Here is a 19,928-nt window from a genome sequence, read left to right on the forward strand (position 1 = left end):
CAACGGCCGAAATTGTGCAGTACCGGACAACCGGAGAGAATGTCCCGATGCCTACCGACCTCGAACGCCGACGCGCGATCGACACCGCCGCGAGCATGTACCTCGCGGAGGAACCACTCGACATGTCACTGCTCGCCGAACGTCTCGGCGTAGGCCGCGCGACGCTGTACCGCTGGGTCGGCAACCGCGACGAGCTGCTCGGAACAGTGCTGGCCGAGGCCACCGAACGGACATACCGAAAGGCGATGTCACAGGCGTCGGGGCAAGGTCCGGAGTACATTCTCGACGTCTTCGGCCGCGTTATGCGATCGGTGGAATCGTCAACAGAACTGCGCGCGCTGACCAAACGCGAACCGATGGTGTTCATCAAACTCGCGATGATGCCCGGCTCCATCGAATCGATCTCCGCCTCCATCACCGCCGAAATCTTGCAGTCCCAGGTCGACGCCGGCCAACTGACGATCACGCTCTCGCCGCAAGTGCTGGGCGAAGCCCTCGTTCGCATCTGCGACGTACACCTCTACGCCCCCCTGCTCGGCCGAGAAAAGGCCGAGATCGAGACGGCCCTCGACCTGATCGCACTGCTCCTCGGCGTCACCCGCAACTGACACGCTTCGACCGCGTGAACACTACGGCGACACACCGGCCACCCGAGTCCTCAGACGTCTGATGAGTTGTTACTCTTTCGGTACCCACCCGAGAGGCGAGCCGTGTCCGACGACCACACAGGATTCACACTTCGCAGTGGTCCGCTGGTACCGCAACTCGAACAGTTGCTGCGCGGGCGAATCATGCATGGAACGTGGGCGCCGTCCGAGCGCATACCGAGCGAGGCGGCCCTCGCCGTCGAACTCGGCGTCGGGCGTTCCTCGATTCGCGAGGCAATCCGCCTCCTCGCTCGCGACGGACTACTCGAAGTCCGACACGGCGTCGGAACCTTCGTGGCTGCCGCGTCCGAACTCGAGCACGTCGACGAATTCACCAAACTTCTTCGACGCTCGAGGATCCTCGAGGTCTTCGAAGTCCGTCGCGCACTCGAGATCGAGGCCGCCAGACTGGCCGCGGAGCGGGTACAACCCGAGGACCTCGACGGCCTGCGGCGGCGACTGACCATGCGACACAGTCATTTCGAGGGTGATGTCGAGAAGTTCGTCGACGTCGACCTCGACTTCCACACCGAAGTCGTTCGACTGTCAGGAAACGCAGTTCTGCTCTCGCTTTTCACGTCGGTGCGTCCACTCCTTCGTGAATCCCTCGTCGAGATGATGGCCCACGAGGCCGGCGTCCCCGACACCTCACATGCCCATGATCAGTTGGTCGAGGCCCTTCAAGACGCCGACCCAGAAGCCGCGGTAGCGGCAACTCGAGCAAACATCGACACCGTCCTACGACGACTGCGTGTGCTCGACGCCTAAGAGAGGTTAGTTCTCGTGCAACACCCCACCGGCACAGTTCTGTCGACCGAACACGTGGATCTCGTCCGCGACGGCCGATACTTGTTGAAAGACATCAACATTTCGATCGAACCCGGACAACACTGGGTCCTCCTCGGCGCGAACGGCGCGGGCAAGAGCACGCTTCTGAGCCTGCTCGGAGCAACCGCCCACCCGACTCGCGGTTCCGTTTACGTCCTCGGCCACAAGTTGGGCCGCGTCGACATGAGGGAACTGCGGATGGACATCGGGCACGTGAACCCTCGTCACACGATCGGAATTCCGATCACCGTCCGCAACGTCGTGATCACCGGCCTCACCAACACCACCGAGGTGATGCCGCGCTGGTCACCGACGCCGGAGCAAGAGGCTCACGCCGACGCACTGATCGATCTACTCGGAATGAGTCCGCGTTCGGACGCACTGTGGCCCAACTTGTCCCAAGGCGAACGGGGACGAGCCCTGATCGCCCGCGCACTCATGGTCGAACCGCGCCTGCTTCTGCTCGACGAACCGGCGACCGGGCTCGATCTTGCTGCACGCGAACAACTCTTGACGGCACTGGACGACCTCCGCAATCAGAACCCGTCACTTGCCAGCATCCTCGTGACGCACCACATCGAGGAGATCCCCAGCACCACCACACATGCTCTTCTGATCAAGGACGGCGTCGTGACCGCCAGCGGCCTCGCCGAGGATGTGATCACCACCCAGAACATCAGCGAGTGCTTCTCGCATCCCATCGAGATCGAGCGTCGTGGTGGTCGGTGGAATGCCCAGTCGCGGCCACGCGAAAGAGTGTGACCGACAGTAGTTTCAGAGACGCCTGGCGCCGGGTCCCTCCCGGCCCAGTTCGTCTCCAGGGTTGAGCAGGTTGCATGTTTTCAGTGACAGACACCCGCAGCCGATACAGCCCGTCAGTTCGTCCTGCATCCGGTTGATGGCCTGCTTGCGATCCTCGAGGCGCTGATTCCACTCCGTGGAAATCTTGCGCCAGTCCTTCTTCGTCGGAGTTCGACCCTGCGGCAACGATCCGAATACTTCGGCAACTTCGGCCAGAGGTATCCCGAACCTGACTGCCAACTGGATCAGCGACACCCGCCGGATCGAGTGCCGCGGGAACTTCCTCATATTTCCTGCCGTCCGCTCCGCAGGAACCAGACCGAGTGTTTCGTAGTAGCGCACAGCCGACACGGCGACGCCAGTGCGCTCCGATACCTCACCGATCGAGAGAAGTTCGTCACTCTTACGGATCATTCTGCCTCCCAATGGCTGCGCGACATTGACCTGAAGCGCACTCGAGATTCTACCTTCGACAACATGCACTCCCCCACCGATGCTCCCGCCGGAACCTGGCGGCAACTCCTGAGCGGTCGATACCTCGGCACCGCTACCGTCCTCGCAGGCGGCGTTGCGCTGTACGCGACCAACGTCTACCTGACGACCAGCCTGCTTCCGACTGCCATCGACGACATCGGCGGTCAGCAGTACTACGCCTGGACCGCGACGGTCTTCCTCATTGCTTCCGTCATCTCTTCGATGTTGGTCACCAACGTCCTCGCTGCCAGGGGACCGCGCGGGGCCTACCTGATCGGCCTCGCGATCTTCGCGCTCGGCACCGTTGTCTGTGCGGTCAGCCCGACGATGGAATTGCTGTTGGTCGGCCGCACGATCCAGGGTTCGGGCGGTGGCCTGCTGGCCGGTCTCGGTTACGCCGTCATCAATGCCGCGCTCCCCAGACATCTGTGGACTCGCGGGGCCGCGCTGGTTTCGGCGATGTGGGGAGTCGGCACCTTCGCCGGCCCTGCAATCGGCGGTGTCTTTGCTCAGTTCGGAGCCTGGCGATGGGCTTTCGGCGTCCTGGTCATCGCGACGATCGCAGTCGCCGCTCTCGTCCCCAGCGCGCTACCGGCACATGAACCGGGCAGCACCACCAGTAGCCCGGTGCCGGTCCTCTCGCTGGCATTGCTGACTGCGGCAGCTTTGCTGGTCAGCGTTGCCGGAATTCTGTCCAACCTCGCCGTGACCGCCGCAATGGTTCTCGCCGCTGTGCTGCTACTGATCGCCTTTGTCGCCGCTGACCGTCGCTCGCGCCACGGCGTACTACCGCCGTCGACGTTCAACGCGTCGTCCCTCAAATGGGTGTACCTGACCATCGTCGTCCTCGCTGTCGCGTCGACCGTCGAGACGTTCATTCCACTCTTCGGGCAACGACTTGCCGGCCTGGCGCCTCTCGCGGCCGGATTCCTCGGGGCCGCACTCGCTCTCGGCTGGACTCTCGGCGAAATCCCGAGCGCCTCGGCCACGACCCCTCGTATCGTGCGACGAATCGTTGTCAGCGGTCCGATCCTCGTCGCGATCGGGTTGGGCATCATGGCAGCATTTCTCACCGAACACGCCGGCGCCGGTGCGATGGTCGCGTGGGTGATCGGACTGCTGTTCGCCGGCGTCGGAATCGGCATCGCCTGGCCTCATCTTGCAGTCGGGGCGATGACCTCGGTCACCGATCCCGGAGAAGGTGCGCGTGCCTCGGCTGCCATCAACACCGTTCAGCTGATCGCCAATGCCTTCGGTGCAGCCCTGGCCGGAGTGCTGGTCAACATCGGCGAACCGTCGACGCTTCGTTCTGCGCAATTGCTTCTCTTCACCTTCGCCGCTGTCTCGATCATCGGCATTGCCGTGGCAGCTCGCGCACTTCCGCGAACGCCCGACAAAATCGGCAGCCCCGAAATCGTTCACGACGCTCGCTAAACTGTGAGAAACCCACACGGAGGAGTTGGCCAGTGACAGAACCGGATCCGGGCACAGTGGAAACCGACTTCCCGAAGACGGGAGCTCCCGCACAGCGCGCGCTGATCGCAGCGGGTTACACCCATCTCGCGCAGCTGACGTCCGTGTCCGAGAAGGAACTCGGCGCTTTGCACGGGATGGGACCGAAGGCCTTGAGGATTCTGCGCGAAGCACTCGCCGAACGTGGTCTGAGCTTCGCCGACTGAGCTCTCACATCAGACCAGGCTCGCCCGCACCTGGTTGCCACCTTCGCGCTTCGCTTCGTACATCACCGAGTCCGCGACGCGGAAGAGTTCGGCAAAAGCAGCGTCGACTGACTCACCCGGATTCCGGGGCGCGGTGCGGACCGCCATTCCGATGCTCGCGCTCGTCGGAGGGTCATCGTTCGCTCCGTCCATCGCGGAGCGGATCTGTCCTTCCAGCCTGGAGATCACGCTGACCGGTACCCGTTCGACCACGACGAACTCGTCACCGCCCATACGAGCAGTCAAGGCGGACTGGGTTGTCCACAAACGGATGCGCAGTGCAGTTCGCATGATCGTGCTGTCTCCTACGTCATGGCCGTGAACGTCGTTGATCGTCTTGAAGCGATCGAGGTCGATCACCACTACGAGCAGTGCATCCGCTTCGGTGACCGGAGCGCCCATCAAGTCGTTCACCCGACGCGCCAATCCGCGACGGTTGAGCAGTCCGGTCAACGGGTCGATGTCGGAGGTAGTGGCATCCGAACCCAGGACCGCCAGAACAATCTGTGACACAACAGGAATCACGATGATCGTAGCCAGCACAACCGAGATCTTCGCCAGTCCCAAGCCGACGTCCGCTGCTGGCCCGAACAACAAAGTCCACCCCGAAAGCACCGTGACGGTCGAGGCGAAGACCAAGTGACCGACTTGGAGTTTCGGATTGTGGAAGAACGCGATGTAGCCGCCGATCGACGCGAAAACGACGCACGCGATGAGTCGTCCCAGCGGTTCCGAGTCGGTTGCGGCCGCCGCCGCAATCGCGACGTCGGAACCCACGACAAAGGTGTACGACCACAGCGGCGTAGGCGGAAACAGCCACCAGATCAGGGCCGCGCCGAGGCACAGCGCGATGACCGCCAGATTGACCGCTCGCCAGAACGTACCTTGCGGACCGACGTCACTGAATCGCGCCGACAGCAACACCAGCCCCATCCAGAATGCTGTTCCGCCGACCAGCGCCCGGCAGGAAGTCAAGAACCCGCGGTCCTGGAGGTACCTGCTGAAACTGTGGAACTGGTCCGGCAACTGCCACCAGCGCATGACGACGTCGACCAAACCGTTCATCGCCGATCAGCCGATGCAGCTCCGCAACTTTTGGGCGTACTTCGACGAAACGGACTCGCTGATTTCCCCCCGGAGCACACTGGCATATCCGGCAGCATAGTCAGCGGCGACAGACAAAAACCGTTCTGCCGGATTTGAATCGGTCGATCAACTCAAAGCGTCGTAGGCCGCCGATACGTACTGCGCCGATCTCTCGGAACCGAGCAGACCCGGCCCCATCTTGTTCATCACGTACGAGAACGTCATGCGCTTCTCGGTGTCGATGATGATCTGCGAGCCACCCCAACCTCCCCAGAAGCAGATTCGCCCCTCCGGAATGAACGGGGCGGACTCGGGCGTCGGCAATCCGAATCCGACGCCGAAGCGGACCGGCACGCCGAGGACGAGGTCGACCCCGTACGACTGCTCCTCGAAGATCTTGTCGATCGTTTCCTCCGACAGCAAGCGAACGTCACCGACCTTGCCACCGCACGCGATCACCGATTGGATCCTTGCGAGTGCCCTCGCATTCGAATGACCGTTGGCCGCACCGATCTCGGCGGCGCGCCACCCGTCGGTCCACGAACCTGTAGCGTCAGCGGGCGGCGCGGTGAATGTCTTCACCATGATGTTGTCCATCCCGAGTGCCGCGATGTCGATCGGCAACGGCGGTGGCGCAATCACATTCGAGACTCGCCCGTATTCCGACTTCGGCAAGCCCAGGCGGAAATCAGCATCGAGTGGGCCGGCGATTTCCTCGTCGATGAAGCGGCCGAGGGTTCGTCCGTCGATGCGCCTGACGACCTCGCCGATCAGGTGGCCGTAGTTGAGGGCGTGGTATCCGGATGCCGTACCCGGTTCCCACCACGGAGCCTGCGTCGCCAACCTGGCGGTGGCATATTCGTCGTCGCAAATGTTCTCGAGGGTGAACGGTTGATCCCACCCCGACACACCCGAGGTGTGCGACAACAGTTGCCGGACCCGAATTCGGTCCTTGCCCGCTGCTGCGAATTCCGGCCAGTACTGCGCGACCGGGGCGTCGAGATCAAGCAACCCGCGGTCGACGAGCATGAGCGCGGCCAGTGCGGTCACGGTCTTGCTGCAGGACCAGACATTGGTAACGGTGTCGCGAGACCAAGGAGCAGTGTGCTCGACGTCGACCCAACCGCCCCACATGTCGACGACGGATTCGCCGTCGATCGTCAGTGCGATCGCTGCCCCGACGTCCTCGCCGGAATCGAGATTGCGTGCCAGCGCCTCCTTCAAGCCAGAGAATCGCTGGTCACATACGCCTTCGATGTTCGCCACTGACAGCCTCCACAGGAATGATGAAACTTGACGTCAACTTCAACTATGTCGAGTATGTGTCCGATTCACCTGTGGTGTCAATCACTTCAAGTGCCAGAGTCGGCTCAGACCAACGGGATTCCCTTGGCGATGCGCCGACGCAGATCCCAGAGATAGAAGTTGTAGGGAAACATCCGCAGAATCTTCGGACTGAACCGATTGACCAGCGCGGCGACGCGCATGGATCGGTCGAAGTTACGCTGCTGACGCACTGACCACGGGAGCCGCATTTCGTCACGAAAGGCTTGGGGCAGGAACCCGGTGGTGACAAATCGGTTGAGCGGACCGACCACGGGATGCAACAACTTCGGAGTGAAGGTCGCCGACGCGATCCCGTAGAGATGCTCACGAATCGTCTCGTCGATCGCCACCTTGTCGAGGTTCTCGTTCCAGTAGACCTCGAACGCATCCCGGTCCGCCGGCCACATGTCGCGTCGCATCTGAAGGGTTGTACCGAACGTGGCGCTGCGCTGATAGAACGCATCCCGGGTGACCGGATCGAGATCCCCGTACAAGATTTTGTAGACGTCCTCGAAGCCTCGGTACAGGCAGGCGGCTACCCACAACTGCAGTTCGGGATCGAACGCGTTGTATTCGACCGCGCTGTTCTCATCGGAGCGAACGTGCTTGTGAGAGCCGTTGACTGCGCGTCGGTACAGCTTCTTTTCTTCGTCCGTCGCCAGGCTTGCGACGGCGAGATACGTCAGCGTCGTCCGGGTTCGCTTCACCGGATGCCGATCCAACCGACCCGTCTCGACCTTGCTCTCATACACGCCGTACCCCACCGCCGGGCGCGCCAACTGCATGATGACGTTGGCGCCTGCGGCCAACAGTCCGAGCCCGGACATCGCCTTTTCAACCTCGGCGTCGATGTCGACCGCCTGGACGCCGACCGCTCCGATGCCGCCTGCCACCGCTTCCTCGCGCCCGTCCATCGAATCCCTACTCACCGTCATGGCAGAACCCCTTCGAGTCGATATCTGCGAACGCATGTTCTCAGATGAGTGAAACGCCGAAATGCCGAGATGTCAAGCAATCTCTGGATGCAAAGATGGTCTTCATGAATGACCAACCGCGTTCGTACGGTGGCGTCGACGGCGCGCTCCGCGTAGCCCAACGACGGGAGGCGCTGATCGAGGCCGGTCTGGAACTCATGGGCTCCGCCGAGCCCGAACTGACGGTCCGCGGAGTGTGCAAGAAGGCCGGTGTCGCGGCGCGGTACTTCTACGAGAGCTTCACCGATCGTGATGCTCTGATGTCGGCCGTCTACGACACCGTCATCACGGACATCGCCGTTTCAACCCAGGCTGCAGTGGACGCCGCCGAGACCGAACGCGGCAAGGCGCTCGCTGGAATCGCGAATATCGTCCGCACTATCGCGAACGATCCCCGTCGCGGACGTCTACTGTTCTCCAGCGCCCTGACGAGCCCTGTCCTGGCCGAGAAACGCCAAGCGTCGACGACGATATTCATCGGCCTCCTGGCCGCCAACGCGAAGACCTTCTACCGATTGAACGACAGCGGTCATCTGACCCTGACGGCCACGTTCCTGGTCGGCGGCCTGGCGCAGACCCTCAGTGCATGGCTCGACGGGTACATCGACGTGACGGAAGAAGAACTGGTCGCCGAATGTGCGGCGATCCTGCTCGCACCCGCCCTGCCGCCGTCTTGAGCTCCTGCATTCAGTCCCAGATCCCGATGTTGTCGAGGTGAGCGAGAAGTCGAGCAGCGCCGTCGGAGAACTGCAGACTCATCTGCGCGTCCACCTGTTCTCGATCGTGCTTCTCGAACGCCGCGATCAAAGCATCGTGGCTCGATACCGCAAGCTCACCCCAGCCTGGATCCGTCGCGTAGAGACGAGCAGGGGTGTACCGAATCGCGCCGAACAGGAACCATGCCAACTTCGCACCACCCGCAGCGCGATTGATCAGGCGATGGAACTCGAATTCGCACTGCTCGATCGCAGCTGCATCCGAAGCGTCGACCGCCGCTCGCAAATCGGCATTGAGTTCCGCGAGTTCCGCGAGTTGATCAGCGGTGATGCTGTCCATCGCCCGCAACGCCAGCTTGACCGCGATCTGCCCCTGCAACCAGAAGATGTCTTCGATGTCCTGGCGACTGAGGGGCGAGACGAGATAGCCGCGATGCGGAACCAACTCGACCATCCCCTCGCCGCGTAATGCGACGAGGGCTTCTCGCACCGGCGTGACGCTGACCCCGAGGTCGGCCGCGGTTTCGTCCAGCCTGACGAACTCGCCCGGACGGACCGAGCCGGACATGATCAGGTTGCGAACGTGGTTGGCCACGTCCTCCGACAACTGTGGCCGTCTCCTCAGCTCAGATGTCGCCCTCCGAGTGCGTGCAGACGTTGCCACAACCGATCCTCACAGTCCGTACGTTTTGCCGATGATGTCTCGCTGAATCTCGTTGGTACCACCATAAATGGAGGACACAAGAGTCTTTCGCACATGGTGCTCCATGTCGAACTCAGTCGCGTAACCGTACCCACCCATCATCTGCATCCCCTCGAGCGCGACCTTCTTGGCGGTCTCGGTCAGCTTGAGCTTGGCCATCGACGCTTCCCGCGGGAACATCTTGGTCGGGTTGGCGTCGACCATCCTGGCCACGCTGTAGACCAGCAGACGGCCGCATTCGATCTCCGTGGCGAGATCCGCGATCCGATGGCGAAGCGCCTGAAACGATCCGACCGGACGGCCGAACTGCTTACGCGTGGTTACGAATTCGAGGGTGTCGTCGAAAGCGCGCTGCGCGGTCCCGAGCATCATCGCCGCGAGGATGAGGCGTTCTATGTTGAGTCCGGCCATGAGTTGACGCCAGCCGTTGCCTACTTCCCCAACCACCGCGTCCTCGGGCAGAAATGTGTCGGTGAAGTAGAGATCGTTGACCTCCTTGCCGCCCATGGTGTCGATTCCACTGATCTTCAATCCGGAGATGTCGGCCGGGACATGGAACATCGTCAGGCCCTCATGCTTGCCTTCACCTCGGGATGTGCGAGCCACCAGAAGGATGTTCTCGGCGAAGTGCGCGTTGGAGCACCACGTCTTCTGGCCGTTGATCAGCCACCCACCGTCGACCTTCTCGGCGCGGCAACTCAGATTTCCCACGTCGGAGCCCGCTTCGGGTTCGGACATCGAGATCGACTGAGACGCGCCACGGACGATCCCGCCGAGCACTGCCTCCTTCTGGGCCGGACTGCCGAACTTCTCGTATGCAGCCCCGGTGATGACGGTCGGGCCGAGTCCACCGATCGGCGCCATGCCCTTGGCGGCTTCCTCCAGAAAGATGCACAGGTCGACCGTGCTTCCGGCGGATCCGCCGTATTCCTCCGGGACAGTCAGCCCGAGCCATCCCAATTCCGCCATCTTCTCGTAGAACGCCTGGTTGTGGTTATGGGCGCCGTGATCGGTCAGCAGGTCTCGCTGCTCACGGGTACCACTTTCCTTCTTGCAGAACGACGCTACCGACTTGGCGAAATCAGACTGCTCCTGCGTGAAATCCATGTACATCGAAAACTCCCGAGTGAGATGAGGCTGGAGGCTTGTCGGAGCTCGGCCCGACGCATACTGTGACTACCAGCACAGTAAATCACATCACATATATGTGATGCACCGACATGTGGAGGATCTGAAGAACATGACAGAACAGCTCGGCCGCCAGAGCACGTCCACGTCGACAGATCCGAGATCGGACGATCACACTTTCGCGAGCCTCGACCCTCGCAATGATTCCGTGGTCGCGCAGCACCCCATTGCAGACCAGCAGGAGATCGAGAAAGCGGTCGCCGCAGCACGCACGGCGTCGAAGTGGTGGGATCAACTCGGATTCCAAGGCCGCCGGAAGGTGCTCGGCAATTTCCGCGCCGCGATCGCCACTCACGCCGAATCGATGGCGGCGATCATTTCCGCCGAGACCGGAAAACCCAGCGACGACGCACTACTCGAAGTCATGCTGGCCGTCGAACATCTCGACTGGGCGGCACGCAACGCACAGAAAGTGTTGCGCCGCAGACGCGTCGGTGCAGGACTGATCAGCGCCAACCAGTCTGCATCCGTTGGCTACCGGCCGATGGGCGTCGTCGGCGTGATCGGCCCCTGGAACTATCCGCTGTACACACCGATGGGGTCGATCGGCTACGCACTGGCCGCCGGCAACGCCGTAGTCTTCAAACCGAGCGAACTCTCACCAGGCGTCGGCGTCGAATTGGCCCGGCTGTGGAACATCGCCGCACCCGGACACCCTGTCCTGCAGACCATTACCGGTGACGGAAAAACCGGTGCACTTCTGTGTTCGTCCGGTGTCGACAAGATCGCATTCACCGGTTCGACCGCTACCGCAAAGCGCGTAATGGCCGCCTGCGCGGACACCCTCACCCCCCTGGTCGCCGAATGCGGCGGCAAGGACGCCATGCTGGTGGACTCCGACGCCAACCTCGATGCGGCCGTGAGCTTCGCGGCATTCGGGGCAGTGGGCAACGGCGGACAAACCTGTGCCGGCGTCGAACGAATCTACGTCGCAGCGCCCGTGTACGACGCCTTCCTGTCCAAGCTCACCGCCGCGCTACGAGACGCCCACGCCGGCGCCACCGACAGCTCGACCTACGGGCCGATGACGCTGGGAAAGCAGACTGGGATAGTCCGGGGCCAGATCGAAGACGCTCTCAGTCGCGGCGCGAAAGCTGTACTCGGCGGACTTGATTCGTTCAACGGTCCGTTCATCGATCCGATCATCCTGACGGATGTTCCGGAGGATTCCACGGCGATCACCGAGGAGACGTTCGGCCCGAGCGTCGTGGTGAACAAGGTCGCCGACATGAACGAGGGGATCGAGCGCGCCAATGCATCGAAGTACGGCTTGGGCGCCTCGGTGTTCACCAAGAGTTCGTCGAAGGGCCGAGCGATTGCCGAAAAGCTCGAATGCGGTGTCGTAACGGTCAATTCGGTTCTCGGATTCGCCGGAATCGCCGCCCTGCCGTTCGGCGGGGTCGGCGATTCCGGATTCGGCCGTATCCACGGAGCCGATGGGCTGCGTGAGTTCAGCAGTGTGAAATCACTGGCCGTTCAGAAGTTCAACGCTCCGCTGGACCTGCTGACCATCGAGCGAAAAGCCAGGGACATGAAGATCTCACGTTGGATGCTGGCGAAACGCCACGCGAAGTCCTGAGAGATCAGGCGATCAGCCGGCGGTGACGAGCACCTGCTCGTCGCTGTCGGCTGCTTCGAGTTCACGAACCAGCGGAAGCACCTTGGCCCCGAAGTATTCGATCTCCTCCTGGAAATGCAGGAATCCGCCGAGAATCAGATCGACACCGCGACGGCGATATTCGACGATCCGATGCGCGATTTGTTCCGGCGTGCCGATCAGTTGCGAGCGGAAACCGTCGTTGTACTGAACCAAGTCCTCGAACGTCGAATCCGCCCACATCCCGTCCTTGGACGCGGTCGACGCGCCGGCCTGTTGGACTGCATTCTTGAATCCCTCGACCGCAGGGCGGTTGGCCTTGGCGATGATCTCGCGCAGTGTGTCCTTTGCTTCCGCCTCGGTGTCGCGGGCGATGATGAATCCGTTGAGCCCGAACTTGACCTCCCGATCGTTCTCACGAGCAACACGGCGAACGTCGACCAACTGTTCGGTGACGCCGTCGTAGTCCTTGCCGTTACTGAAGTACCAATCCGAATACCGGCCAGCGTTCTCACGGGCTGCCGCCGAGTTACCACCTTGGAACAGTTCGGGATTGGGGCGCTCCGGAGTGTTGAGAGGCTTCGGCTTCAACGTGAAGTCGTGGATGCGGTAGAAGTCGCCACGGAAATCGACGTCGTCCTCCGTCCAGATCTTACGAAGAACCTGAAGGAACTCGGCGCTCCGCCGATAGCGCTCGTCGTGCTCGAGCCACGGCTCGCCTAGATGTGTGAACTCGTCCTTGAACCAACCACTGACGACGTTGACGGCAAATCGACCGTTCGACAGGTGATCGGCGGTAGCGCCCAGTTTCGCCAACACTGCCGGCTGCCAGAGTCCCGGATGCACCGCGGCGATCACCTTGAGCTTCTCGGTGGCCAGGAGAAGCGCAAGGCTGAAGCTCGTGGATTCGTGCTGGAATTCGGCCCCGTAGCTCGCCTCGTAACGTACCTGGCTCAGGGCGTACTCGAAGCCGTTGTTCTCGGCGGTCTGTGCCAGCTTCTTGTTGTACTCGTAGTCCCAGCTGGTCCGCTGCTCGATGTCGGAGGTGACCAGACCACCACTGACATTGGGCACCCAGTAGGCGAACTTGATCTCGTCGGCGATACGTTCAGTAGACATGAAACCCAGCAAACATGCAGTTCCCAGTGGTTTCCAGGGTAGCGATCACACAGGTTGTAAGTGTTGGGTGGGTGCTGCGACTGTGAAACGGTGGCAGCATGACTGCTGTGGACATTCAGGAGATCGCGCACCGCATCACCAGCGAGGACGAGGCGCTCTCGGTGGCGTCACAGCTGTCCGACGAGTTCGCGGCAGGTGCCGGAGTCCGCGATGCGCAGCGCCTCCTTCCCCACGACGAGGTTCGCACCCTGGCGCGGTCCGGCTTGCTCGGACTCTCGGTGCCGAAGGAGTTCGGTGGCATCGACGCAAGCACCGAGACGTTGGCCGAGGTCTTCCGCCTACTCGCCGAGGGCGATCCCAGCATCGCGCAGATTCCGCACAGCCACTTCACTTTCCTGGAAGCGCTCCGGTACCAGGGGTCTAATGAGCAGAAGCAGTTCTTCTACGCCGAAGCATTGTCGGGCAAGCAGTTCGCCAACGCCCAGAGCGAGCGCGGCAACCAGACCATCGACATCGACGGCACCACTCTCACCCCCGACGGGGAAGACTTTGTGCTCGAAGGTCGAAAATTCTATTGCACCGGAGCGCTTTTCGCAGATTGGATCGTGGTGCGTGCCGCCAATGCGGATCAATTCACCGAGACCGGCGCACAGGTGAAATCCGCGGTCTACCTACCCCGGAATACTCCCGGACTGTCGATCGTCGACGACTGGGACGGCATGGGACAGAAGACAACTGCAAGCGGAACCGTGACCCTGGAATCCGTTTCGGTACCGCAGTTCAATGTCGTACCCTTCACGTCGCTCTTCACTCACCCGACCACCTACGGAGCACAGGCCCAGATCCTGCACGCCGCGATCGACACCGGCATCGCGTCGGCTGCACTGCGTGAATCCGTGAAACTCGCGGCAAAGGCGCGTCCCTTCTTCGAGGCGAAAGTCGATACAGCGGTGGAGGATCCACTGCTCGTTCAACTCACCGGCGAAGCGGCAATCGAGGTTCGCGCTGCCAGATCCCTCTTGGCGGAAGCAGCGCGATCGATCGACGTGGCGCGTCGTGATCCCACCGAGGACTCCACGGCCCGAGCATCCATCGACGCTGCAACTGCCAAAGTGGTCGGCGCCAGGGCGTCATTGGCGGCCACGAGCACTTTGTTCGAGATCGGTGGCACCAGAAGCGCGGGCGAATCGGCGAACCTCTCCCGATTCTGGCGTGACGCGCGCACGCACACCCTGCACGATCCGACGAGGTGGAAGGTCCAGCACATCGGCCGGTGGACACTGTCCGGGACAATCCCACCGCGGCACGGACTGCTGTGAACACACTCAGTCGGAGTTCATATATCCGCTGATCAAGACTTCCAGTCCTTCCAAGTAGCTCTCAGTCGTCGTCCCTCCCGGCCAGTCCTCGAGCACCTCACTGAGCACCGGCAGTTTCTCGGGCCCGATTTCTCGGATCTTGACCGTGAGAGGTGACACGCTGCCTTCCGGTCGCGTAGTGGTGTCGTAGATGTTGAGCAATGCGCCGAGTGTGTAGTTCCACAGCGCTCGATAGACCAACAGTGCGCGACGAGGTGACATACCGAGTTCGACACACGCGGCCATCGCCCGATCGACCAAGACCACAGCGCCGCTCCCACCACGGCCACCGCGCTGAAGCAACTCGATGATCCAGCGCTCCGACGCCAGCGTTTCGAAGATCGCGGTGAAGATCGTGCGAAGCCGTTCGACCTGATCCTGCGGCAGGACCAGCGCGCCGAGATCTTGTGAGTACACATCGAGCACCGCGCTGATCAGCTGTTCCTTGTCGCCCACGTGCCGGTACAGCGCCATCGGCGTGGTGCCGAGCGACTTCGCCAACGCTCGCATGCTCAACGCGTCGGCGCCGCCGGTCTGTAGCTGCCGTTTCGCCTCGTCGACTATCTGCTCCGACGTGATCGTCGGGGGACGTCCGAGCCGCGGTGATCTCGGTTCCATCTTTTCGGCCATCCGTCGATTGTGCGCGCCCCTGCTACGACGCTCTCGCCCGGGGAACCCCTTGCATCTCAGTCGCCAGCAAGGTAAACCTAACTACTTATGAGAACGCGTATACAAATTAGGTACCTGCAATGACAACAACAACTCGAGCGGTAGCCGCACCGGCTCTGGTCCTCACAGCCGCCGCGGCAGCGCAGTTCCTGGTGGCCTTCGACATGTCGGTCATCAACGTCGCGCTGCCAGACATCCAGGAATCGCTGAACTTTTCCGACGCCGGGTTGTCCTGGGTCGTCAACGCGTACGCCCTCGCCTTCGGCGGACTGCTGCTTCTCGGCGGTCGTCTGTGCGACGTGATGGGCACTCGTCGAGTTCTGGTTTCCGGGCTTCTGCTGTTCGCCCTCGTCAGCATCGTCGGCACCTTCTCCGTGTCCGCCGAAATGCTTGTCGGAGCGCGGGCGCTTCAAGGCGTCGGCGCTGCACTGATCGCGCCTGCCGGGCTCGCCGCACTCAGTCAGGCCTTTCCCACCGGACGCGCCAGGGCCAAGGCATTCGGCATCGGCGCAATGTCGTCAGCACTGGGCGGCGCACTCGGTGTCGTCCTGAGCGGCATTTTGACCGAAGGGCTCAGTTGGCGATGGGTGATGTTCGCCGGCGCACCAGTGGCCCTGATCGCCGCAGTTGCCGGTGCCCGTGGCCTGCCGGCCGGCCAAGCCGCCAGAGGCGGCTCCCTCGATCTCCCCGGAGCCATCTTGGCGACGGCCGGAATCACCGCCCTTGTCGGCACAGTGATCGCCACGGAATCACATTCCTGGACTTCGGGTTACGTGCTGGGTGGATTCGCGCTCACGATCGCGCTGCTCACTGCGTTCGTTGTGGTCGAAAGCCGCTGCGCCACACCACTGGTAAGACTGTCCACCCTGCTTCGACCCCGAATCGGACTGGCCAACGCCATCATGTGCCTGGTGTGCGCGGCACAGTTCAGCGCGTTCTTCTTCGTCTCACTCTTCCTGCAACGCGGGCTGAGCTATTCACCGACCACCACCGGTCTGGCTTTCCTGCCCTTCTGCTTCGGCCTGGTGATCGGCATCCTCGCGTCCACCAAACTCCTTCCGCGCTACGGAGTTCGACCGCTGCTCGTAGTCGGAACAGCGGTCGCCGCAATCGGAACTTTCATGTTTTCGACCATGAACCTCGACAGTCCCTTCTGGGCCGTCATCCTGGTGCCTTCGCTTCTGGCGAGCATCGGCATCGGTCTGTCGTTCATGCCGCTCAGTAACGTCGCCACCGCCGACGCTCCCCCCGAAGAAGTCGGCATGGCATCCGGGCTACTGAGTACATCGCGTCAGATCGGCGGTTCACTCGGACTAGCCGTTCTCGTGAGCGTCGCCGCTTCCTCGACGGCACGTTCGGACAGCGCGCCGACCGAAGCACTGGTTTCCGGATACTCCCAAGCCCTCTTCGTCTGCTCCGGCCTACTGCTGGCCGGTACCCTCCTGTCCTTCTTCTTCCCACGAATGGATCGTTGACCTCAGATGTTCACCACCCGAACCGCATTCGGCATCGTCTCGGCGCTTCTCCTGACCGTCGCCGGCGCAAGCGCGTGCAGCAGCTCCGCCGAGTCCGACACCGCCTCTGCAACTCGCTCCGTCACCCACGAACTCGGCACCGTCGAAGTTCCGGCCTCACCGCAGCGCATTCTCGCGCTCGACGAGTACGCGGGGTTGAGTGCACTCGCACTCGGCGTGAAGCCCACCGTCGTCTACAGCACCCTGCGATCGGACGTCGCCAAGTCGATCCTGCGCGAGCAGGGCGTCGAAGTTCTCGACAAGCCGACCTTCTTCGCCAACCCCGCCGTCGAGGAGATCGCGTCCGTCGAACCCGATGAAATCTTGATGAGCAATGCCGGTCCATTACCGAGCCTGTTCGCTCAGATCAACGCCGTGGCGCCAACCTTGGTCCTCCCGTACTCGGCGCCGTGGCGTGACGTGCTCGAACAAGCTGGGGCACAGCTCGATCGAGGCAGCGAAGCTACCGCCATGATCGGAAAGCTGGAATCCGGCCTCGAAGGCGTCAAGTCCGCGGCTGCCGGCCAGAGCCTTGCGATCCTTCTCGGCTACAGCGGAAACCTGTTCACCGTGCCACCGACCACTCCCATCTCCACACTGGTCACCGAGGCCGGATTCACCAGGCCGGCATCGGAAGTCAACGCGACCAACAATCAAGTCACCGGCACGATTTCCCCCGTCTCGCCGGAACTCCTACCCGAGCATGCGGCGCAGACCGTCGCCGTACTTTCCGGGCAGCAGTACGACGCATCCATCGTGCGAAACACTCCACTGTTCGACAACCTGACACCCGATCCGGCGCACGCTCTGGACGTCAGCGGTGATCTCTGGTTCGGCAGCCATCCTTTTGCCATCTACTGGATCATCCAGGATCTGGACGGCATCGCACATGGCAAGGGGCAGAACAGTATCGGAACCCTCGACAGCGCCGACGCGCGATGGGCGGCATTCAGCGCGCTCTGACGTCCTGACGGAAGGTCAGCGGAGAAACACCCACCCGGGTGGCGAAGAACTTCGTGAAGTTCGCAGAATCGTCGAACCCCAACTTCGACGCCACCTGGGTGACCGTGTCCGTGCCGAAAGACAGCAGACGTTTCGCTTCGAGAACCACACGCTGATCGATGTACTGCTTTGCCGTCATCCCAGCAGCGGCTCGGGTAGCCCGCAGCACAGTCTTCTCGGAGTACCCGATCTTGTTGGCGTACTCCGAAACCGAACGGACCGTGGCGAAGTCACGTTCGACAACGGCATGAAACCTTTCGAACACGTCATTGTGCGCCAGCACGGAACTCTGTTCCTGTCCACCGAGATGGGTCAGTTTCAACAGAATTGCTGTCAGCGTGTGCCGCAGAATGGCCGCGCGAACGACCGGCGCGGAAGTATCCGGGCAGCCGTAGTTCAGGTTCAGGTGTTTCATACCCGTGCTGATGGTCTCGAGGTTCTCACCGGACAACTGCCACGCTGCCTGCCGACTGCGAGCGTTCCCGTCCAACAACTGCTGACTGACGGCATCGAGCGACGAGGGCGTGAACAGAACAACCGTCGCCTCGAAATCCTGGATTCGCCCCCACTGTTGCACCTGCCCCGGTCTGACCCAGAACACGGTCCCCGGGCTCACCGCGTAGTTCACGAAGTCGATGGTGTGTAGCGCCGAGCCCTCGGTCACCAGAGCGAGCAAGTGAAATTGCGGACGTTGGGGGCCGACGAACTCTGCGCTTCCCCCGTTGATGCGAATGGTGTCCAGGCTGAGTACTTCGATCTCGGTCGCATCTGCCACCGACGATGCGTACCCGACGTCCCGGACGGGTACTTGTCTGTTTTTCACTAGTTCGGGACTCATCTTCACCGTGACCGAATACCCGAATGCGACATACCGTCAGAGTATCAATCAGTTCACGCTCGGATAGGAATCTTCCAGTGCAGACATCACGCTCGGAAACAGCAGGCAAGACGCAACTCACCTACGTCTTCGACGCCTATTGCGGGTGGTGTTTCGGCTTCGGCCCTGCGTTGACGGAGTTCGTCCGTCAAAATGCCGATTCCATCGACTTGTCCGTGGTCAGCGGCGGACTGTTCACCGGTGAGCGCGTCGCGCCCATGTCTTCGGCTCCGTACCTGAAATCAGCCAACGCGACCATCGCCGCCCAGACCGGCGCTGTCTTCGGTGACGGATATTCACAACTGGTGACTGATGGGCGGTTCGTCATGGATTCGACGGATGCAGCGATCGGACTCGCCGCACTGCGCGCGCAAGATCCGACACGCGCCCTCGACATCGCGGAGGCCATGCAGATCGCGTTCTACCGAGACGGTCGCAGCCTTTCCGATCCCGAGACGTACCGATCCATCGCGGAATCCCTCCAACTCGACCCATCTGCCGCGGTGTCTTCCCTGTTCACCGCCGCCTCGAAGGATGCTGCCCGCGCTGATTTCGTCCGAGCACGCAGGCTCGGCGCCACTTCGTTTCCGACGCTGTTGTTCCACGGGAGCGACGGGTCCGTCGTGAAATTCGGTTCTCCGACCAGTACCGCGGCCGATCTCACCCGCGACCTGAACACGTGTGTGCGGGCGTATGCGGTGGCTTGACCCACGCACTTTTGCGAGCGAAAGGTACGCCCGGCGCCTTCAGTACGCCGAACGTACCTTTCGCTCAGCGTGACTTCACCCAAATCACTTCGGCCCCCCTTCTGGTTTGATGAACACCGAACGAATCGCACCAAAGGGGAAACGACAGTGGTTTCAGATCCGATCACGGGCCTGGAGATGGAACTTGCCGACATGTGGCAACGAGGACGCGCCCAGGCGCGCACCTATGCGCGCGCAATTCATCCCAAACTCGATCCGGCGCTCTACCCGGTTCTGGTCATCCTGAACCGTTCGGATGCGGTGCGGATGTCCGACCTGATCTGCACCCTCGATATCGAGAAGTCCACCTTGACCAGGCAAATCGACGCCGCAGCTCGACTCGGCCTGGTGGAACGAATCCCCGATCCCGACGACGCTCGCGCCAAGTTGGTAGCTCTGACCCCTGAGGCGCGAACGAAGCTCACGACCATCCGCAATCACCAAATAGATCGCTGGCGCGCCCGACTCGCGAAATGGGATACGGACGACATCACCACGCTGACAGCGCTGCTTCACCGACTGGGCAGTTCCGAGGACTGACGACAAATTAGTCGTGATGGGCAGCCCACTCGAACAGCCGGACGA

At 62.0% G+C, this 19,928-nt stretch carries 21 protein-coding genes; 12 read left to right on the forward strand and 9 right to left on the reverse strand.

Annotated features, from left to right (window positions below):
• The first annotated feature begins 47 nt into the window (after positions 1 to 47).
• The 3 genes from ACVZUB_RS27190 to ACVZUB_RS27200 all read left to right on the forward strand — a co-directional run bounded on the left by ACVZUB_RS27190 (position 48) and on the right by ACVZUB_RS27200 (position 2,237).
• Positions 48 to 608, forward strand: coding sequence for a TetR/AcrR family transcriptional regulator (locus ACVZUB_RS27190; RefSeq protein ID WP_003943195.1), 561 nt, complete (start codon positions 48 to 50; stop codon positions 606 to 608).
• A 102-nt stretch (positions 609 to 710) separates the two neighbouring features.
• A complete protein-coding gene (locus ACVZUB_RS27195) occupies positions 711 to 1,415 on the forward strand; it encodes a FadR/GntR family transcriptional regulator (protein WP_003943086.1) in 705 nt (234 codons plus the stop codon).
• A 15-nt stretch (positions 1,416 to 1,430) separates the two neighbouring features.
• Complete coding sequence (locus ACVZUB_RS27200; RefSeq protein ID WP_003943111.1) at positions 1,431 to 2,237, forward strand: ABC transporter ATP-binding protein; 807 nt, start codon at positions 1,431 to 1,433, stop codon at positions 2,235 to 2,237.
• Between the two features lie 12 nt (positions 2,238 to 2,249).
• On the opposite strand, the gene soxR is transcribed toward ACVZUB_RS27200, so the two are convergent.
• Positions 2,250 to 2,690, reverse strand: a complete 441-nt coding sequence (soxR, locus tag ACVZUB_RS27205) for a redox-sensitive transcriptional activator SoxR (RefSeq protein WP_003943238.1) — start codon at positions 2,688 to 2,690, stop codon at positions 2,250 to 2,252.
• A 63-nt stretch (positions 2,691 to 2,753) separates the two neighbouring features.
• Between soxR and ACVZUB_RS27210 the strand changes: the two genes are divergently transcribed.
• Positions 2,754 to 4,184, forward strand: coding sequence for an MFS transporter (locus tag ACVZUB_RS27210; protein ID WP_042446339.1), 1,431 nt, complete (start codon positions 2,754 to 2,756; stop codon positions 4,182 to 4,184).
• Positions 4,185 to 4,216: 32 nt separating this feature from the next.
• Positions 4,217 to 4,429 (forward strand): helix-hairpin-helix domain-containing protein, encoded by a 213-nt coding sequence (locus ACVZUB_RS27215; RefSeq protein ID WP_007730800.1) that lies wholly within the window; start codon positions 4,217 to 4,219, stop codon positions 4,427 to 4,429.
• A gap of 9 nt (positions 4,430 to 4,438) precedes the next feature.
• Here ACVZUB_RS27215 and ACVZUB_RS27220 read toward each other — a convergent pair whose 3' ends face one another.
• The 3 genes from ACVZUB_RS27220 to ACVZUB_RS27230 all read right to left on the reverse strand — a co-directional run bounded on the left by ACVZUB_RS27220 (position 4,439) and on the right by ACVZUB_RS27230 (position 7,794).
• Positions 4,439 to 5,533, reverse strand: coding sequence for a GGDEF domain-containing protein (locus ACVZUB_RS27220; RefSeq protein ID WP_042446343.1), 1,095 nt, complete (start codon positions 5,531 to 5,533; stop codon positions 4,439 to 4,441).
• 147 nt (positions 5,534 to 5,680) lie between these two features.
• The gene (locus ACVZUB_RS27225) at positions 5,681 to 6,820 is read right to left on the reverse strand and encodes a serine hydrolase domain-containing protein (RefSeq protein ID WP_058226892.1); all 1,140 of its coding nucleotides are present in this window, start codon (positions 6,818 to 6,820) and stop codon (positions 5,681 to 5,683) included.
• A 104-nt stretch (positions 6,821 to 6,924) separates the two neighbouring features.
• Positions 6,925 to 7,794, reverse strand: coding sequence for an oxygenase MpaB family protein (locus ACVZUB_RS27230; RefSeq protein WP_047269413.1), 870 nt, complete (start codon positions 7,792 to 7,794; stop codon positions 6,925 to 6,927).
• A 116-nt stretch (positions 7,795 to 7,910) separates the two neighbouring features.
• Between ACVZUB_RS27230 and ACVZUB_RS27235 the strand changes: the two genes are divergently transcribed.
• Positions 7,911 to 8,531, forward strand: coding sequence for a TetR/AcrR family transcriptional regulator (locus ACVZUB_RS27235; RefSeq protein WP_007730794.1), 621 nt, complete (start codon positions 7,911 to 7,913; stop codon positions 8,529 to 8,531).
• Positions 8,532 to 8,541: 10 nt separating this feature from the next.
• On the opposite strand, the gene ACVZUB_RS27240 is transcribed toward ACVZUB_RS27235, so the two are convergent.
• Together ACVZUB_RS27240 and ACVZUB_RS27245 are read right to left on the reverse strand one after the other, a co-directional pair.
• Positions 8,542 to 9,234, reverse strand: a complete 693-nt coding sequence (locus tag ACVZUB_RS27240) for a GntR family transcriptional regulator (RefSeq protein WP_054781111.1) — start codon at positions 9,232 to 9,234, stop codon at positions 8,542 to 8,544.
• Between the two features lie 9 nt (positions 9,235 to 9,243).
• Positions 9,244 to 10,386, reverse strand: coding sequence for an acyl-CoA dehydrogenase family protein (locus ACVZUB_RS27245; RefSeq protein WP_007730792.1), 1,143 nt, complete (start codon positions 10,384 to 10,386; stop codon positions 9,244 to 9,246).
• A gap of 127 nt (positions 10,387 to 10,513) precedes the next feature.
• On the opposite strand from ACVZUB_RS27245, the gene ACVZUB_RS27250 reads away from it, so the two are divergent.
• Positions 10,514 to 12,040, forward strand: a complete 1,527-nt coding sequence (locus ACVZUB_RS27250; RefSeq protein ID WP_050656790.1) for an aldehyde dehydrogenase family protein — start codon at positions 10,514 to 10,516, stop codon at positions 12,038 to 12,040.
• A 12-nt stretch (positions 12,041 to 12,052) separates the two neighbouring features.
• On the opposite strand, the gene sfnG is transcribed toward ACVZUB_RS27250, so the two are convergent.
• Complete coding sequence (gene sfnG, locus ACVZUB_RS27255; protein WP_007730790.1) at positions 12,053 to 13,177, reverse strand: dimethylsulfone monooxygenase SfnG; 1,125 nt, start codon at positions 13,175 to 13,177, stop codon at positions 12,053 to 12,055.
• A gap of 98 nt (positions 13,178 to 13,275) precedes the next feature.
• Here sfnG and ACVZUB_RS27260 point away from each other — a divergent pair, with 98 nt between their 5' ends.
• Positions 13,276 to 14,496, forward strand: a complete 1,221-nt coding sequence (locus ACVZUB_RS27260; RefSeq protein WP_054781112.1) for an SfnB family sulfur acquisition oxidoreductase — start codon at positions 13,276 to 13,278, stop codon at positions 14,494 to 14,496.
• Positions 14,497 to 14,502: 6 nt separating this feature from the next.
• Here the strand turns inward: ACVZUB_RS27260 and ACVZUB_RS27265 are convergent, their stop codons facing one another.
• Positions 14,503 to 15,165, reverse strand: a complete 663-nt coding sequence (locus tag ACVZUB_RS27265; protein WP_054781113.1) for a TetR/AcrR family transcriptional regulator — start codon at positions 15,163 to 15,165, stop codon at positions 14,503 to 14,505.
• Positions 15,166 to 15,284: 119 nt separating this feature from the next.
• On the opposite strand from ACVZUB_RS27265, the gene ACVZUB_RS27270 reads away from it, so the two are divergent.
• Complete coding sequence (locus tag ACVZUB_RS27270) at positions 15,285 to 16,679, forward strand: MFS transporter (RefSeq protein WP_082845719.1); 1,395 nt, start codon at positions 15,285 to 15,287, stop codon at positions 16,677 to 16,679.
• 6 nt (positions 16,680 to 16,685) lie between these two features.
• Positions 16,686 to 17,681, forward strand: coding sequence for an ABC transporter substrate-binding protein (locus tag ACVZUB_RS27275; RefSeq protein WP_054781018.1), 996 nt, complete (start codon positions 16,686 to 16,688; stop codon positions 17,679 to 17,681).
• On the opposite strand, the gene ACVZUB_RS27280 is transcribed toward ACVZUB_RS27275, so the two are convergent.
• A complete protein-coding gene (locus ACVZUB_RS27280; protein ID WP_030536057.1) occupies positions 17,668 to 18,495 on the reverse strand; it encodes a helix-turn-helix domain-containing protein in 828 nt (275 codons plus the stop codon). The two genes, ACVZUB_RS27275 and ACVZUB_RS27280, sit on opposite strands and share 14 nt — an antisense overlap.
• 140 nt (positions 18,496 to 18,635) lie before the next feature.
• Here ACVZUB_RS27280 and ACVZUB_RS27285 point away from each other — a divergent pair, with 140 nt between their 5' ends.
• Positions 18,636 to 19,304, forward strand: a complete 669-nt coding sequence (locus ACVZUB_RS27285) for a DsbA family protein (RefSeq protein ID WP_007730785.1) — start codon at positions 18,636 to 18,638, stop codon at positions 19,302 to 19,304.
• Positions 19,305 to 19,451: 147 nt separating this feature from the next.
• On the forward strand, positions 19,452 to 19,883 hold the full coding sequence (locus tag ACVZUB_RS27290) for a MarR family winged helix-turn-helix transcriptional regulator (RefSeq protein WP_003942924.1): 432 nt from the start codon (positions 19,452 to 19,454) through the stop codon (positions 19,881 to 19,883).
• Positions 19,884 to 19,928 lie beyond the last annotated feature (45 nt).

The sequence above is a fragment of the Rhodococcus sp. OS5 genome, from assembly GCF_056837585.1.

Excerpts from the sequence above, each read along its gene's own strand:
- ACVZUB_RS27190 (WP_003943195.1), top strand. The coding sequence starts at position 48 with ATGCCTACCGACCTCGAACGCCGACGCGCGATCGACACCGCCGCGAGC.
- soxR (WP_003943238.1), bottom strand. The coding sequence starts at position 2,690 with ATGATCCGTAAGAGTGACGAACTTCTCTCGATCGGTGAGGTATCGGAG.
- ACVZUB_RS27210 (WP_042446339.1), top strand. The coding sequence starts at position 2,754 with ATGCACTCCCCCACCGATGCTCCCGCCGGAACCTGGCGGCAACTCCTG.
- ACVZUB_RS27220 (WP_042446343.1), bottom strand. The coding sequence starts at position 5,533 with ATGAACGGTTTGGTCGACGTCGTCATGCGCTGGTGGCAGTTGCCGGAC.
- ACVZUB_RS27230 (WP_047269413.1), bottom strand. The coding sequence starts at position 7,794 with ATGGACGGGCGCGAGGAAGCGGTGGCAGGCGGCATCGGAGCGGTCGGC.
- ACVZUB_RS27235 (WP_007730794.1), top strand. The coding sequence starts at position 7,911 with ATGGTCTTCATGAATGACCAACCGCGTTCGTACGGTGGCGTCGACGGC.
- ACVZUB_RS27245 (WP_007730792.1), bottom strand. The coding sequence starts at position 10,386 with ATGTACATGGATTTCACGCAGGAGCAGTCTGATTTCGCCAAGTCGGTA.
- ACVZUB_RS27250 (WP_050656790.1), top strand. The coding sequence starts at position 10,514 with ATGACAGAACAGCTCGGCCGCCAGAGCACGTCCACGTCGACAGATCCG.
- sfnG (WP_007730790.1), bottom strand. The coding sequence starts at position 13,177 with ATGTCTACTGAACGTATCGCCGACGAGATCAAGTTCGCCTACTGGGTG.
- ACVZUB_RS27260 (WP_054781112.1), top strand. The coding sequence starts at position 13,276 with ATGACTGCTGTGGACATTCAGGAGATCGCGCACCGCATCACCAGCGAG.
- ACVZUB_RS27265 (WP_054781113.1), bottom strand. The coding sequence starts at position 15,165 with ATGGCCGAAAAGATGGAACCGAGATCACCGCGGCTCGGACGTCCCCCG.
- ACVZUB_RS27270 (WP_082845719.1), top strand. The coding sequence starts at position 15,285 with ATGACAACAACAACTCGAGCGGTAGCCGCACCGGCTCTGGTCCTCACA.
- ACVZUB_RS27275 (WP_054781018.1), top strand. The coding sequence starts at position 16,686 with ATGTTCACCACCCGAACCGCATTCGGCATCGTCTCGGCGCTTCTCCTG.